Source organism: Plectonema cf. radiosum LEGE 06105 (genome assembly GCF_015207665.1).
Lineage (GTDB): Bacteria > Cyanobacteriota > Cyanobacteriia > Cyanobacteriales > Nostocaceae > Rivularia > Rivularia radiosa_A.
Genome location: NZ_JADEWL010000078.1, coordinates 1 through 14,569, shown reverse-complemented (window position 1 = coordinate 14,569; position 14,569 = coordinate 1). Strand labels below are relative to the sequence as shown.

Genomic DNA, 14,569 nt, shown 5'->3' with positions numbered 1-14,569 from the left:
ATTCTCAAATTTCGACTGGGGTTGGTGAAGACAAATAAGATGATGAATAGTAAAGCTATTAATTATTGAGAAAGCCTGCAATGAAACGCAAATTATTAAAGATAGGAACTGCAACAATTTTGACTACTATAATTAGTACTTTTGGTATCGAAAATGTGTTGAGCTATCAATTGCCAAAAATCACTAAGGATACTCAAAAATTTCAATCTAGTTCGCTAGTTAAAAATATTAACAAAACACAATCAAAAACTCTCATAGCAAAAAACTCTGAGGAAAAAAATCGGATTCGTCTTTATGAAAAAGCTAGCCCAGCTGTAGTTGCTATTGCTCTTGGGACAGGAGGACATGGTAGTGGTTTTATTGTTAGTCCAGATGGTCTTGTTTTGACTAATGCTCACGTTGTTCAAGATAGTCCTAAAACAGTAGCAGTAGTGCTTGCCGATGGTAAACAAGTATTAGCTGATGTGGTTGGTTTTGCATCTGATGGCTTGGATTTAGCAGCGCTCAAAATTCGCAATCAGAAAAATTTGCCCTTCCTACCTTTAGCATCTCCCGGTTCAATGAAAGTTGGTCAATCCGTCTATGCTATTGGTACTCCCCTGGATCTGGAATTACAAAATACTTTAACCTCTGGGGTTATCAGCCGCATTGATACAAAATCAAATCTTATTCAACATGATGCTGCTATTAATCCTGGTAATTCAGGAGGACCGTTACTCAACTCGAATGGTCAAGTAATTGGTGTCAATACTTGGATTTTGAATGATACCGAGATTAAAAGATTTATTGGCATTAGTTTAGCAATACCTACAGATATAGTTCGTCCTTTTTTGGTAGCCGTAGAACAGGGCAATGCTCAATTAGTGACTCAGCGCCAAAGACCTAGTAATAATCAAGAACAGGATTTAACTTTGAATGGTCAAGCGATACAAGCGACTTTAAAACCAGGCGATCGCACTTTCCCAAACAATAGCTATTTCCACATTTATGCATTTGAAGGGAAAGCAGGGCAAAAAATAAATATTGAAATGTCTAGTCAGCAGATAGATTCTCATTTATACCTACTGCTTCCTGCTAAAGAGACGCTAGTAGGGCAAAACGACGACATTTCTCCAAAGGATTTTAATGCTAGATTAACCGTAACTTTGCCGGAAAATGGCGTTTACTATCTGATAGCTAACACCTTTGAAGCAGGAGAGTCTGGTAATTACAGTTTACAGGCTGTGATTTCTCAGGAATAAAATGGCTTTGTTGCTGTTGCGGGTAAAATTGCCTCGCCCGATCTCAATTCCACAAGACAGCGATCGCACGATAGAGAGTGAAAATTATAGGGAGTGCGATGTCCAACAACAAGCTTTTTGGTAAGATATGCGATTGCGTTTTGGTTTTGAGAGTGTACGATGCTCCGAAGGAGCGGTCTTTGACCATCGCGTTTATTCGGTCTGTGGATTGCGATCAAAATCTTAGCTCGCACCCTAAAACTCTTATCCCATATCGTTTATAGCCAATTTTCATGGTTCTAGGTTCGCACTTCAAAAAGTATATTATCAGATCGCATCCAAAACAGATGGAAACCACCGTAATTGCTGAATAGTTTTATTACTTCCTTTTGCTTCTTGCAAAACAACTTTTCCATACTGCTTACCCAACTGTGTCGGTAAATATAAAGGTTGACCATTCTTTTTAGCATTGAGGTTCGGATTTCTAATTTGCATCCCCCGACTGATCAAAATATCGTTCATCACTTTTGCATTACCCTGGTTGGTATTATTTGAACTCAATCTATTACCAGCGCGTTTCATATATAACTTGGCAAGGTTAGTAACAGTTATTAACTCATCTTCAACAGGCATTGGCAGCAGTTGTTTCACCGCTTCCATCTGATTTTTCAACTGGGGATAAGCTTTACCAATTTCATTGGCAATCAAACCTTGAACAAGATTTGGCTCAACTGTTCCCATGCAAAATACAGATGATATGGCTTCGGAAATATCTTTTACACTGGGCTGTGGCGACTTTACGTATTCTGTTGATTCTTGCCAAGCCTTAATTTGCCGCATCCAAGTACGAATTCCCACAGAAGCAAAGGCTTTATATGCTAAATTAGCCTATTGTGTACAATGCCTACCAGCGTCAAAAGCAAAGTATTCCAAAATTATGGAAACTGCAATATCAGGAATTCCAATGCCCGACCAATCGCTCAGGTTTGCACTACTAAACCCTTGACCCATAAGCTTTATAGCCAATTTAGAAGTTTCCAGGTTCGCACTGTTAAAAGCTTTTCTTAGTGCCGTATCGCTTACACCAGCTAAGAAAGGCTGTAGCCCGAATGCTAGCTTTTCCACGACCTTGGGCATCGATTTCAATTTCTTGTTTTATTTGCTGTAAGATATCATCCAAAAGAAGCTGAGTCATAATGTTTCCTCGTCCGTTGTAATAAATTTTTCAATCTACTAAGCCGTAACGCAAAGCATGAACTGCTGCTTGAGTGCGGTCTTCAGCACCGACTTTGTTAAGAATATTGCGAACGTGACTTTTTACAGTTCCAATAGTGATGTGAAGTTGATCGGCGATCGCCCCATTAGTACTTCCATCCACAATCAACCGTAATATCTCCAATTCCCTACCCGTTAAGGTATATAGATTGAGCATTTCTTCATCTAAACTGGATTTATTAAAATGTAGTGAATTAAAAAGAGCTTGTTCAAGTACAAAATGTGCGACAGTGGGGTCAATCCAAGTTTTACCAAGATAGGTTAGATGTATCGCTTCAATTAATTTATCGAATTTAATATCTTTCATACAGTAGGAATTAGCACCCGCAGCAAATGCCGTTAATACAGTTTCTTTATCTGAATTCAAAGTCAAAATTATGACTTTCATTTTTGGATATTTTGTTTTAATTTCTCTTATTAGTTGAATCCCATTTAAGGATGGTAAACCAATATCAATAATGACAATTTGGGGTTGTGTTCTATTTAATAGCGTCAAACCATCTTTTGCATTAAGGGCATCTCCAACAATTTCGATATTTTCATATTGATGTAATGCTGTCCTAATGCCAATAAGTGTAAGTTCTAAGTCTTCAATAATTACTATGCGAATTTTATCTGTACCTTGAAAAGCACTTTGAGGATAATTGACTGTTGAATTTATTTCTAATTGATTATTTATTGGTAAGTCGTAATGTTCTTTTTGATGATAATCATAGTTCAATTCTTCCATTATTCACTCCAAATTTGATTGGTTTGTATTAAGTAGCTTTATCAAAATATTGTCTTTGTTGAAAAAATTACTTTTTCTTAAGGAGGTTTCACTCGCAATAAACAATAGTCACTTGTATTAGAAATATTTTCACCTTTTACATTCTTTACTAAAGCCTTTTGTTCGGGAATTTTAGTACAGTTTAAATTAGTTAAACTTTCAGAATTCCAAATAATAATATTCCGTGCTAACTGACCTTGAGAACCTTTTACCCACCGCAAACTTTCCACCTCTGCAACTGTTAGTAACTTGGGTTTTTCAGAAGCATATCCACCATCCAACCATACCCGAACAGATAAACCAGTCAAAACACCAAATCCAATTGCAGCTACAAGTAATCCCATCGCTGGTAACATTACCCTCAGACGGCTTCGCTCTTTCGATTCGCCGCAATGTTTTATAAGTCGGTTGACCATCGAGCGGATTTCTACTTCCTGTCCGCTAACAGCAGTACGCTTAGCTTTCTCCAAATGGTCGTAAATAGCTTCCGACCAACGTTGAAACAATTGGTTGAATTCATTGGGTTTATCTTCTAACAGCACCTGAAGCTGACCAGTTGACAACATTATTAGGAATAAAGGGTCGCTTGTAGATAACCCATGCTCAACTGCTACCGCTAAAACCCGTCTTTGAAAATCAGCATCTTTCCCTTCAAGTAAACGATTTAGATAACTTTCGTTTTTTGCTTTTCGCAAACTATGCACCATAATCAATTCCTGTTTGCTGCTTAATTTCGAGCTTATCAGCTTCGTTAACTGAGCGTTCTTCTTTCATTGCGTTTCTTGCTCGTGGAAAATCTTCTCTATCGAATTGATGCAAAATCATCTCAATAAAAGGTGCATCAATATCACTCAAACCATGAATAATATCAGCGTCGAAAGTTGCAGTAAATATAGTATGTCCATCTTCCTCATCACGCAAACTACAACAACTATCTTCAACATTGATTGTGACAATTCCAAAAGGTTTAAAGACAAACTCATCAATATTTTGCCTCTCGTACTCATCCATGATTCTTTCAGTTAAATCTATTTGAGCATGAAATAATTCATTTTCATCTAATTTTGGAGCAGCTTCACGTTGAAAGTAATTCATAATTTCAGTTATGTTTGTGGTGTTTACTGCTGATTGTTGTTCGTTATATAGATGATTGTTGTGCATTTCTATTTCTAATTCTTGTTCTAAAATAACTAATTCATCAGAAAAAGAATGAATAATTAAATCCCTTAAAGCATTTAGATTCTCAGGACTAATACTTAGTTGCTCTGCCATAACAGCTACGTCTTTCTTATTGATTGTATTATCTTCATCATCTTCATTACTACTTGAATCATCAGAGCTATTTACAACCTGAGATATATTTGAAATTAGTTCTTCACGTAAATGCGCTAATTCCCACACATACTCCGGACTAAAAACTTGGTCAAATATTTGATTACGAGTTGTGTATTCAAAACTTGGTTCTAAATTTCGGTAGGATGATAAACTCCATTTACCTTCACGGTTAATGTGTCCGCTAATTAATACATCTGCTTCTTGATGAGCAAGAAACCATTCCGATTTAATTCCTAAATGCTGTAATATACTATCTTCGGTGGTAAGAACATATAATCTTCCCATGTATTGCTCTTTCTCACTAGTTATCACTTCACAGTTAAAAGCTTGATTTGTTGAGTGTAAAGTCTGAAGCTCATAATTCATGAATTTTGCCTTTTATCTCTGATAAAATATCACGAAATAATTAAACAGAAAGCAATTATAAATTTGACCTAGCTACTTTGAGAACTACTATTTTTAGCTGATTTTTTCTCCTTAACCCACATTTGAGTATTTTCTATTGCTTGATTTGATTCTTCTAAAAAAGTAGATAATCTTTGCTGCGACATTATAGGCATCTTTTCTCCAATTTCTATTGCATCAAACCGAAACTTATTTGAGTCGATAAAATATCTATCTCCCGGATATAGCATTGGAAAATCAATGATTTTTAAAGTTTTTTCATGCTTTTTACATAAATCTTTGTAAGTAGTATTATCTTTCAAAAAGCTCCAATCATCAGTTTTACCTAAATTTCTTACAAAAATATGGAGCATTTTATCTTTGTATAATTTCAAAGATTGGTAAAATAAATCGATAGATTCAAAACCGCCGTCACATACAAACCATTTACAAATATCTACATCATATTTGTCTGCTACTTCTAATAAACGTCCCTTTTTTATCCAGTTCTTAACTTGAGGAAATACGTTCGCGGGAAGATTGACGATAACGGGTTGCTTTCTGGCTAATTCAAAAATGATGTCAGCCTTATCTCCCTTGTTTACAGCTTCACTAAATTCAGCATCAACAGCATAATTATAGAAACGTTTAACATCTTGATTCGTTATATCTGCATCAACTAAAGTATGTTCCAGCTTCTTATCAATAGCGTACTGCACCATGACACGGGTAAATAACGACTTTCCCACCCCCCCTTTTTCACCATCAATTAAATGAATTCTCGCCATAGTTAACTGATTCCTCCTAATCAAAGACTTCGCTATCTGTTGTCATTCCCGCCAAATTCCATACTTTTAAGTCAAAATCATCCATTTCTTTATGAACATCCGACGGTGGTAACTCAATATTAGAATTCAATGGCTTTTCGGATGCTTTCTTACTGTTTTCTAATCCCCCAAACACAGTAGACAAAACATTACCAACTGAAGAGGAATCTACTTTTATAGCAATGCTCACGTACTGTAAGTGATTGGCGATACGCAAAGCGTCGCCCTTCGGGCTATCGCCTTTACTGAATCTAGAAATATCAGTTCTAGAGTTTCATGAGAATGACTATCTTCGCTGTATAGTGCTAAAGCCATATAGTAAGCATTGAGAGCAGTAATTATCATTACGGTTTTATCTTGAAATGGATGCAATTTCTCGTTCTGAATGTAACTAAGCATTTTTGCTCTGTCTGAATTGAGCGGTGGTTGATAGCGCCATGTGAAATCTTTCTTTTTGTTCATATTTTTTGGGTTTAGGGAGGAGGGAGGGAGTGAGAGAGGGAGGGAATGTTTTGCAGTATAATCGTACTATATTTCCCAATTTAAAATCTGTTGTAAATGGTAAGACAATCATTACGTTCTCATAAAGATTTAGATGTTTATCGGACAGCATTTGATACTGCTATGGAAATTTTTGAACTATCTAAAAAGTTTCCCCAAGAAGAACGTTATTCTCTAACAGATCAGATAAGAAGGTCTTCTCGTTCAGTGTGTGCGAACTTAGCGGAAGCATGGCGCAAACGGATGTATCAAGCAGCATTTGTTGCAAAAATAAGTGACTGTACATCTGAAGCAGCAGAAACCCAAACGTGGATAGAATTTGCCGTTCGATGTAATTATTTAGACAGAGAACCAGGACGAGAGATATACAAAAAATATGATTCTATTTTAGGAATGTTAGTGAACATGATGAACAACTCCGAAAAATGGATTATAACGAATAAAAATTGATTACTTATACCCCTCCCTCTCTCACTCCCTCACTCCCTCACTCCCTCACTCCCCCGCTGTTCCCCTCCTCCCAATAGCTCGAACTTTAATACCGTGATATACCGATAATGCCCACACATCAGCTAAACGATTTCCCAACCACTGCTCGTTTAAAGTTTGTGGCACTTCCACGCCACCATGCCAAACTATAGGTGTTGTTGGAAACACTGAATCTAACTCTTCTCGCAGGTAATCAGCCGTACCACCACAAATAATCACCTCATCCAATTCGTTTTTGTTCGGTAATACTTCTGTTAACCAACTCATAAGCGCGATACTCCTTCGGAGTCACTTCGTGAACGCATATTCTGCTCTAGACGAATTTACAACAGATATAATCTTTTCAATTTGAGCATCTTTTGTACTGTTGGAACTACACAAATGATAGAAATGCTGGGCTTTCGGTTCATCACCAGCTGCAACAATCGCTTCAATCAATTCTTCTGCTTCCAACCCTGATGTACCTTCAATCACTAAATCAACCATTTTCGTCATGCCCAACTTGGCTGTTTTACCGCGATTCAAAATACCACGACGAGATATGATTACCGAGGCATTCCGATATCCCAACATGACTAAGGCAATGACTTTACGCCTTATTGCTTCACCCGTGTTTTTGCAGTACATCGCATAAATTCCACCGCTTTCTGGAAAACACTCGTAACCTACTAAGTTGGCATTAATCTTCTTGGTTGGTGTATCGAATTGGGTCAAAGCCTCCTTGAGCATCGGTTTGAGTAACGCTGAATCTTCAAATTCTCCCGGTGGTAAAAGTAATGCCAGAGAAATGTCGAATGAGTCGGATAACTTGAATTTCTGTTTTATCACCCATATAGCAGCCAGAGTTTTATATAATGCCAGTTCATACTTGCGCGGTTTTAGTCTCGGTGTCGCACTGTAGATGCTCCGTGCCAAGTAACCTACTGCTCGATAATCTTCACCAACTCCGACCCAAGCGGTGTTTTGGGGATAAGCATTCCCCAAATTACGAGTTTGAAAAGCTAAAGAGGTGTAAGGAACTTCGATTACAGCAGCTTCTATCCAGAATGCTGTTGGTTTACCACCGCGAATCTGCACTATACCTTTGGTACCGCTTCCACCAAAATCTATAGTCAGAGTAACTTCGGGGTATGCAAGATTATTTAATCTACCCATAAGTAATTTCCCCACACAGTATCTCTATTAGGGTAGCAATTAGAAATCCGGGTGAGGATATAACTAAAGTCGTTACTTGTTCTATCACCCGAAGGGTGCGGTTCATCACTATTGACTATTGGTTAGAGGAGGGATTTGCTAGGGTAAAAGTGTCAGCCATCCAGTGAATGGATAAATATTCCCTCTACTCTCCCTACTTTGGGTTTTGCAGCGTTTTTCTTTCTTGCGCTTGCTGTCTGGGGGAGCAAGCAGTGGTGGTATACGTATTTATTCTTTAGGAGAATACTTCTTAATTAGGCTCTGGTTCATCCAGGCTTTTTTCTGGTTGTGCAATCAATTCATCTAAGCTCAGAAGGAAAAGTCCCCCGTTCTACAATCTTAGTAAAAGCTTGACAGTTGCATGGGTTTTGAACTCAGCTTCTGGCAGTTTCTCGCGTCAACCGGCAACCCGATTTAATAATTCTTGAGACTGAACTCCAAATAACTGAAGGTGAAAATAAATTTCTCAACCATTACTGATAAACTTACTCATCTTACTAGGAATCTAATTCCACACCCTCAATCAATTCGCGAGCAGTTTTAGACATCTCATCTGTATAAGGTTGTAACGTATTATCTTTCAATGCTTCTGTTATCGCAAAATCTAGAAACAGCCGCATCATCAGCGAATCTTCTTCCGAATCTTCATCTACGACATCGGGAATAATCTTAACGATCGCAGTATCAGGGGACAACACTTCTATCCAACCCGAAGCATTGCTAAACTGAGGATGTTCGCGGTAAAAATCAGCAGGCAAGCGAAACCCTCCACTGTTCCCAAATTTAGTACTGCGAATTTTGTAGGAGTTACTCATGAATGTATGTACGTGATGTAATTACATCATGACAGAAGTAACCCAACTTAAAAAAACTTGCGTCGCTTTTTAAACATAGTACTTAACCATTACAATGCCAGCTAAACAAAAACAACATACAGTCCGATTTGAAATGCTACTGACTCCCGAACAAAATGAGCATTGGCAAGCGTTAGCGGAATCTAACGGTATCAGCAAAGCAGAACTCGTTAGACGGAGAATGGCAGGATGTCGTATCAAAAGTATTCCCCAAGTTAACTGGAAATGCTATTGGCAGTTATTAAAAATCAGCGAAGATATTAGTCAAATAGCCGCCATTCAAGATGATGCTATTACCAGCGGCTTGATTCCACCACCGATTGACCATATTCCTTTTAAAGAATTGGCAACACAGATTTCTAAATTACGCCTATTTTTACTTTTAGAAAGCGACGAAGCAACAGACGATGAATTAGAAAAAAACGATGATTGGCAAGATAAAAAAAGGTAAAAGCTTTACAGGACTTACCAAATACATCCTTGAAAAAGAACAAGCTGAGTTAATTTGCACAAACCTTGCAGGAGAAACACCCCAAGACTTTTACAGACAACTTTGTGCAACACAGCAGTTGAATCCGAGAGTGCGTTAAGCGAAGCTCACCGCAGGTATCGCCAGTTAGTCACGTTAGCATTAGCTTCCTATTTCATGAAAAACCTCTTGACGAGGAATTGGAAGAAATTGTCGAAGAAACGCTTTTGGGAATGGGGTTTGAGAAAAACCTTTATTTTGCAGCATCTCATAATGACTGCAATCATTTTCACCTACATATTGCCGCAAGTCGTATCAATATTGATGGTGAATGTGTATCCGATTGGTACGATAAACGACGCTTAGAAAAGGTTTTGAGAAATTTAGAAATACAATTTAACCTTACCCCCGTACCAAATTCTTGTGAAGTTGACCGTACAGCACCAACTACCGGACAAAAGCGACGAATGTTTCGAGAAAACCAAGAATTTGAGTTGGGATTACGGGATAAACCAGCGGACAAAAGTGCAGTTGGGAAAATTCAAGATGCAATAGAAACTGCGATTCAACCAGGAGTGAGTTTTGCTGAATTTATTAAAAAGTTAAAAATAGTAGATGTAGAAACATCATTGAAATTCAATTCAGAGGGTGTTCTTCAAGGTATTTCCTATTCCACAGATGGTGTTGCGTTTGCTGGAGGTAAATTAGGTAGGAATAGTAAAGCTTGTACTCTCAAGGGGTTAGCAATGCGAGGTGTTAAATTCGACCTAGAATACGGTGCTTTGATGTTAACTCGACACGAGACTAAAGATAATAAACAGCAAAATGAAGCAAATCATACGAAAGTCAACGGGAATATACGTTCCAAAAATACCCAAATAGAATTTGATTAAATTGAACTCCCCAAATTGCCATATTTGTGGAGTATTTCATCGGTTGCTAAGAAAATATGACAACCGAGTCCAATACTCTTTAACGCCTTAGTTTTACTACCTTTCAACTGATTGAATACTCTGCTTCAAGAAAAGCCAATATTCGCTCCTGCTTAGGTGTTAAGCTAGATGGGTCATGAACCTTTCCCAACACTTCTAGTACTGCTGCATGAGTCGGTTCGTAATCTGATTCAACTTTACTGACTATATGTCTGAGCCGAATGCAATTTTGGGAAGCTGCATCTTCACTCGCTGCATAAGCTCTTTCTAAATGCTCTGGTTTAACAGTTTCCAAATCAACTTTCCAGGTTTTAATACTGCAACTATGAGGATTTATCTGACAAACAATGCACCAACACCCAGAGAATTGTCTTAAATCCGGTTCATATTTTGGCATAATTCGACACACCTCACCAACATGATGTGGATTAAGTACGCGCTGCTTATCCTTTATTTGCCGGACTATATCAGATTTATTTTGCTTACTATGGAGTAATTTTTGTGCCGATTCTTTTCTTTCTTGATCAACAACTTTCGCAAGCGATAAAATATCCTTTTTTGTCAGCCCACTATTACGAGCTAAGATAGAGTGCTTGAGTTCTTCACCCAGCGATTGCGCTAAGGTATCCAATGCATTCGTAAACTGAGCATCGTTACGAATAGTTCTATCAGTAACTTTGTACTCTTTAGCCAAACTTTGAGCCACATCTACCGATAGGAAATTATTTCCGTTCGGTGAATTCTGCTTCAGATTGTGATTGCGATCGCCTTTCAAATTGAGATATCGTTTACCTCGTAAGTAGCTGCCAACTTCAGGTGTAATATTGCGCCTACCCAGTTGATTATTCGCAATCCAGCAAATAGCAGCTTCTCTTGAAGCAATTTCAATTTCCACAACTTTGTAAAGTATATGCTCGCGGGCGCATATTTCATAACGGTTGTGACCATCGAGTAAAATATTATGATGTTGCCACACGATTAACGGGTCAAGACAACCAAATTCCTTTAAATTTGCTTCCAACTGTGATTTTTCTTCAGTCGATAGAGGAGGAATTAAATTTTTAAACTCAGGGTCAATAGTCAGTGTGGAAACTTCGTTTTGTGGAATTTCGGGAATATCGTCGGGTTCGTCCCAAGTAGGGTCATATTTAACACCATCCCAATCGCCTTCATAACTTTGTTGAAATGGTTGCTGATATTGATCGGTATTAAAAATCATCGTCATTTTTTACACTCCTACATTAATTTAGAAGGCATTCCTCATGAAAAATAAGGAAAGAATACCAATTATCTAAGTCTTAATATTTCTTCCTACTGCCGATTGCCGACTGCCGACTGCCCTCTACTGTGGTACCAAATTTTTAAAACAAGTAAACTGTGCATCAAACAGCAGTTTTATTATTCCTGTAGGTCCACCCCTATTTTTGGCAACAATTAACTCTGCAATACCTCGATCAACCGTATCGTGGTGGTAATATTCATCCCGATAAAGCAGCAATACTAAATCCGAATCTTCCTCAATTCGTCCCGATTCTCTTAAATCTGACATCAGAGGACGTTTGTTATTTCTACCTTCCACACCACGATTTAACTGTGACAATATGACAACAGTTGTGTTACATTCCCGTGCTAATTGCTTTAACCCTCTGGTGATTTTTCCAATTTGAAAAGCCAGATTAAAACTATCACCATCCGTCCCTTCCATTAATTGCAAATAGTCAATCCCAATCATGCCAATGCGATTATTTTCTGCAATTAATCGTTTAACTTTCGTACTAATTGAATTGAGAGTTACAATGGGTGAATCATCGATGTAGATGGATAATTCACTTAATTTACTTATCGATTGCGCTATCATGTCCCATTGGAATTTACTAATTTGACCGTTTTGTAAATAACTTGATTCGATAGGCATATCAGTCGATAAAAATCTATCTCCCCATTCTTCCTTGCCCATTTCAAGACTAAAAATTACAGTTGGCAGATGTTCTAATTGGGAAATATTAAAAGCCAAATTACCCAAAAATGATGATTTACCCATCGCTGGACGACCAGCAATTGTAATTAATTTTCCTGGCTTAAATCCTCCAGTTACCACATCTAGGTCATAAAATCCAGTGTTAATGCCCCTTGGTGATATACCCGTACTTTTTTCTTCAATACGTTCAAAGGCATTTATCAAGATGGATGATAAGGGGGTTGGTTCGGAGGATGATGCAAAAGCGCTGTTATTTACCTCTAGAACCTTTGAAAATGCGATGGATAGCTGTTTACCTATTTTTTCTGTTTGGTCGTGCGCTAGGGCGTAAATTTCGCCGCTGGCTTTGATTAATTGCCGTCGATGGTATTTATCCATTACCAATTGAGCCAAGGCATCGATGTTAACTGCCGATACCGTCCGGTCTACAAGCGACGCTAATTGGTTTCTACCACCAATCTTTGCAAGCTGATTGCGATCACACAGCCAGTTTATAACTGCGAGCATATCCGTGGGCTTACCGGAGTTATCAAGTTCCAACACAGCAGTGTAAATATCGCGGTGGATGCCTAGATAAAAAGCTTCACACGCGAGTATTTCTTTAACTCTTGCGATCGCGAGCGGGTCGAGCAAGATACCGCCTAAAATCGCTTGTTCTGCTTCGATATTTTGTGGAGGCAGCTTGTTAATACTCGCAAAATTCAGATTTTCAGCCATAGTTCTCCTCAAGAATTGGATTTTTTGCTAAAAGTTCGCGCACGTCCGCACGAGCCGATTTCGCCCAATTGAACCAACATTCGTAAAAATCATCGTTTAAAAATTGCCGTAAACTCTTATCGTCTGTGCCTTCTGTTGCACTTTTCACGACAACCTGTAGCTGCCCGTACCACATTTGATGCTGTGGCTCGCTGAAAGCATCGAAATTATATTTACCCTTTGGATTTTGCGTTTCGAGCCACTGTCCGCGTAATTCTTCAAAGTTAGCTTCAATCCACTTCATTGGTAGTTGTGGAGGTTTTGGTAACAAAGCTGTTTTCTTTTTAGAAAATTCCCAAAAATTCTCTCTCTCGCCTTCTGAGAGAGTCTGTATAAAGTCTGAATAAGTCTGAGGGGGAATGAAACCATTGCCAGGTAAAGGTTCTGGCTCTCGATTTTGACAATTCTGTCCAAAGTTGGACAAATTTGTCCGGAGTTTGACAATTCTGTCATCGTTTGGACAAAATTGTCCAGAGTTGGACAAATCTGTCATTTTATTTTTTCCAGAAAATTTACTTGTCTTTTTCTGTTGACAAAGTTCTTTTGCTTTTTTACCTGCTAAATTTTGTCCGCGAACTAAAACAGGCTCCCAAAAATAAAGTTCTAATTCTTCTAAGCGAGAAAGCGAGCGTTTAATTTGTCTGAAGCTTACTCCTATGACTTCGGCTATTTCCGGAATTTTCGGTAATTCAATCATCTTGTCACCGAAAGGGTCTACCATTTGCAAATAAGACCATAATGCCCAGTCAGCAGCTGTCAATTTACTACGAATAGCTTTGATAGCCATCGAGTTTGGAGTTTGGTAAAAACCGTTTGGCTCCACACCCGAAATTGCGCTATCATTCATAGCTGTTTGTTGTATTTGTGTCATACATCTAGAATTGTTTGGTTTACTTGAAGGCAGTCCCAATAAAAAAGATTAGTCTTTCATAAAAACCCCTTGCCTTTTTGCTAGAATCCACTTAAATATTTAGATTCAATCAAATACTCGTCCAAATATTTTTGACCGATTATTGTAAGTGGATTACCTTCACCCGATTCGTTAAGTGATTTCCAAAAAGCCATAACCATTTCCATGTGAATCATGTCTGTGACGGAGCGGTTAGGCATTTGAACTCGAATTGGCTCAACTCCCATCTTTCGCATAAATTGGCGAGCAGTATAGAACGGTTTCTTAACTGAAACCGCCATTTGACGAGTCGTAATTGCAGTGTCTCCGGTTAGTAATTTATACGCAATGACTCGGAATAATTTGTGTTTAATTTTAATCCGCTCAACAGCTATCAAATAATCTCCGTTAGTCAGATATTTTTTAGAGAACAATTGGATATCTTTTGTCATTTTTGTTCACGCGAAAAATTCATCACCATTAGTAGTGATTATTAACGCACCCTCCATATTAAAGGACAAAGTTGTTTATTGAAGAAAGCCCAAACGTAGAATATATAAACTCTCTAAGCTAACGTAGGAGCCAGGAGTTTCGGCAGAAATGGCATTGCTTAGCGCGAAGATTTTTGTTTACTACATCAAATTTGTTCCGGGTAGTTGTCTGTATTTAACTACTGCTTACAGATGCACGGATGATG

Annotated in this window: 20 protein-coding genes; 5 read left to right on the top strand and 15 right to left on the bottom strand. The window is 38.1% G+C overall.

Annotated elements, in window-relative coordinates:
- The first annotated feature begins 80 nt into the window (after positions 1-80).
- On the top strand, positions 81-1,241 hold the full coding sequence (locus tag IQ247_RS20280; RefSeq protein WP_193922921.1) for a trypsin-like peptidase domain-containing protein: 1,161 nt from the start codon (positions 81-83) through the stop codon (positions 1,239-1,241).
- Between the two features lie 306 nt (positions 1,242-1,547).
- On the opposite strand, the gene IQ247_RS20275 is transcribed toward IQ247_RS20280, so the two are convergent.
- The 8 genes from IQ247_RS20275 to IQ247_RS32690 form a co-directional block, all read right to left on the bottom strand.
- A complete protein-coding gene (locus IQ247_RS20275; protein ID WP_228059900.1) occupies positions 1,548-2,060 on the bottom strand; it encodes a hypothetical protein in 513 nt (170 codons plus the stop codon).
- 211 nt (positions 2,061-2,271) lie between these two features.
- Entirely contained in the window at positions 2,272-2,415 is a 144-nt protein-coding gene (locus IQ247_RS20270; protein WP_193922919.1) for a hypothetical protein, read from the bottom strand.
- 30 nt (positions 2,416-2,445) lie between these two features.
- Positions 2,446-3,225, bottom strand: coding sequence for a response regulator (locus tag IQ247_RS20265; RefSeq protein ID WP_193922918.1), 780 nt, complete (start codon positions 3,223-3,225; stop codon positions 2,446-2,448).
- A gap of 77 nt (positions 3,226-3,302) precedes the next feature.
- Positions 3,303-3,971, bottom strand: coding sequence for a DUF6753 family protein (locus IQ247_RS20260; protein ID WP_193922917.1), 669 nt, complete (start codon positions 3,969-3,971; stop codon positions 3,303-3,305).
- Positions 3,961-4,965, bottom strand: coding sequence for a hypothetical protein (locus IQ247_RS20255; protein ID WP_193922916.1), 1,005 nt, complete (start codon positions 4,963-4,965; stop codon positions 3,961-3,963). Before IQ247_RS20255 ends, IQ247_RS20260 begins: the two co-directional genes overlap by 11 nt.
- Positions 4,966-5,033: 68 nt before the next feature.
- Positions 5,034-5,771: a P-loop NTPase family protein gene (locus tag IQ247_RS20250; protein ID WP_193922915.1), complete on the bottom strand. Its 738-nt coding sequence runs from the start codon at positions 5,769-5,771 to the stop codon at positions 5,034-5,036.
- A gap of 16 nt (positions 5,772-5,787) precedes the next feature.
- Positions 5,788-6,000, bottom strand: a complete 213-nt coding sequence (locus IQ247_RS32695) for a hypothetical protein (RefSeq protein ID WP_228059899.1) — start codon at positions 5,998-6,000, stop codon at positions 5,788-5,790.
- Positions 5,997-6,272, bottom strand: coding sequence for a hypothetical protein (locus IQ247_RS32690; protein WP_228059898.1), 276 nt, complete (start codon positions 6,270-6,272; stop codon positions 5,997-5,999). The genes IQ247_RS32695 and IQ247_RS32690 overlap by 4 nt, the downstream gene beginning before the upstream one ends.
- A 96-nt stretch (positions 6,273-6,368) precedes the next feature.
- Here IQ247_RS32690 and IQ247_RS20240 point away from each other — a divergent pair, with 96 nt between their 5' ends.
- Positions 6,369-6,761 carry a four helix bundle protein gene (locus tag IQ247_RS20240; protein WP_193922914.1) on the top strand — a complete coding sequence of 131 codons (393 nt, stop codon included), beginning with the start codon at positions 6,369-6,371 and terminating at the stop codon, positions 6,759-6,761.
- Positions 6,762-6,806: 45 nt separating this feature from the next.
- Here the strand turns inward: IQ247_RS20240 and IQ247_RS32685 are convergent, their stop codons facing one another.
- The 3 genes from IQ247_RS32685 to IQ247_RS20230 form a co-directional block, all read right to left on the bottom strand.
- A complete protein-coding gene (locus IQ247_RS32685; RefSeq protein WP_228059897.1) occupies positions 6,807-7,067 on the bottom strand; it encodes a hypothetical protein in 261 nt (86 codons plus the stop codon).
- A gap of 21 nt (positions 7,068-7,088) precedes the next feature.
- A complete protein-coding gene (locus IQ247_RS20235; protein WP_228059896.1) occupies positions 7,089-7,955 on the bottom strand; it encodes a ParM/StbA family protein in 867 nt (288 codons plus the stop codon).
- Positions 7,956-8,491: 536 nt separating this feature from the next.
- Positions 8,492-8,809 carry a hypothetical protein gene (locus tag IQ247_RS20230; protein ID WP_193922913.1) on the bottom strand — a complete coding sequence of 106 codons (318 nt, stop codon included), beginning with the start codon at positions 8,807-8,809 and terminating at the stop codon, positions 8,492-8,494.
- Positions 8,810-8,903: 94 nt separating this feature from the next.
- Between IQ247_RS20230 and IQ247_RS20225 the strand changes: the two genes are divergently transcribed.
- Genes IQ247_RS20225 through IQ247_RS20220 form a run of 3 tightly spaced genes read left to right on the top strand, consistent with a single transcriptional unit; the run spans position 8,904 to position 10,210 of the window.
- The gene (locus IQ247_RS20225; protein WP_193922912.1) at positions 8,904-9,299 is read left to right on the top strand and encodes a hypothetical protein; all 396 of its coding nucleotides are present in this window, start codon (positions 8,904-8,906) and stop codon (positions 9,297-9,299) included.
- Positions 9,274-9,438, top strand: coding sequence for a hypothetical protein (locus IQ247_RS32680; RefSeq protein WP_228059895.1), 165 nt, complete (start codon positions 9,274-9,276; stop codon positions 9,436-9,438). Before IQ247_RS20225 ends, IQ247_RS32680 begins: the two co-directional genes overlap by 26 nt.
- Positions 9,422-10,210 (top strand): relaxase/mobilization nuclease domain-containing protein, encoded by a 789-nt coding sequence (locus tag IQ247_RS20220; RefSeq protein WP_322745539.1) that lies wholly within the window; start codon positions 9,422-9,424, stop codon positions 10,208-10,210. The genes IQ247_RS32680 and IQ247_RS20220 overlap by 17 nt, the downstream gene beginning before the upstream one ends.
- A gap of 103 nt (positions 10,211-10,313) precedes the next feature.
- Here the strand turns inward: IQ247_RS20220 and IQ247_RS20215 are convergent, their stop codons facing one another.
- The 4 genes from IQ247_RS20215 to IQ247_RS20200 form a co-directional block, all read right to left on the bottom strand.
- Positions 10,314-11,474 carry a ParB N-terminal domain-containing protein gene (locus IQ247_RS20215; RefSeq protein WP_228059893.1) on the bottom strand — a complete coding sequence of 387 codons (1,161 nt, stop codon included), beginning with the start codon at positions 11,472-11,474 and terminating at the stop codon, positions 10,314-10,316.
- A gap of 117 nt (positions 11,475-11,591) precedes the next feature.
- Positions 11,592-12,944: a replicative DNA helicase gene (dnaB, locus tag IQ247_RS20210; protein ID WP_193922911.1), complete on the bottom strand. Its 1,353-nt coding sequence runs from the start codon at positions 12,942-12,944 to the stop codon at positions 11,592-11,594.
- On the bottom strand, positions 12,937-13,854 hold the full coding sequence (locus IQ247_RS20205) for a hypothetical protein (RefSeq protein ID WP_193922910.1): 918 nt from the start codon (positions 13,852-13,854) through the stop codon (positions 12,937-12,939). Before IQ247_RS20205 ends, dnaB begins: the two co-directional genes overlap by 8 nt.
- Before the next feature lie 80 nt (positions 13,855-13,934).
- Complete coding sequence (locus tag IQ247_RS20200) at positions 13,935-14,324, bottom strand: hypothetical protein (protein ID WP_193922909.1); 390 nt, start codon at positions 14,322-14,324, stop codon at positions 13,935-13,937.
- Between the last annotated feature and the right edge of the window lie 245 nt (positions 14,325-14,569).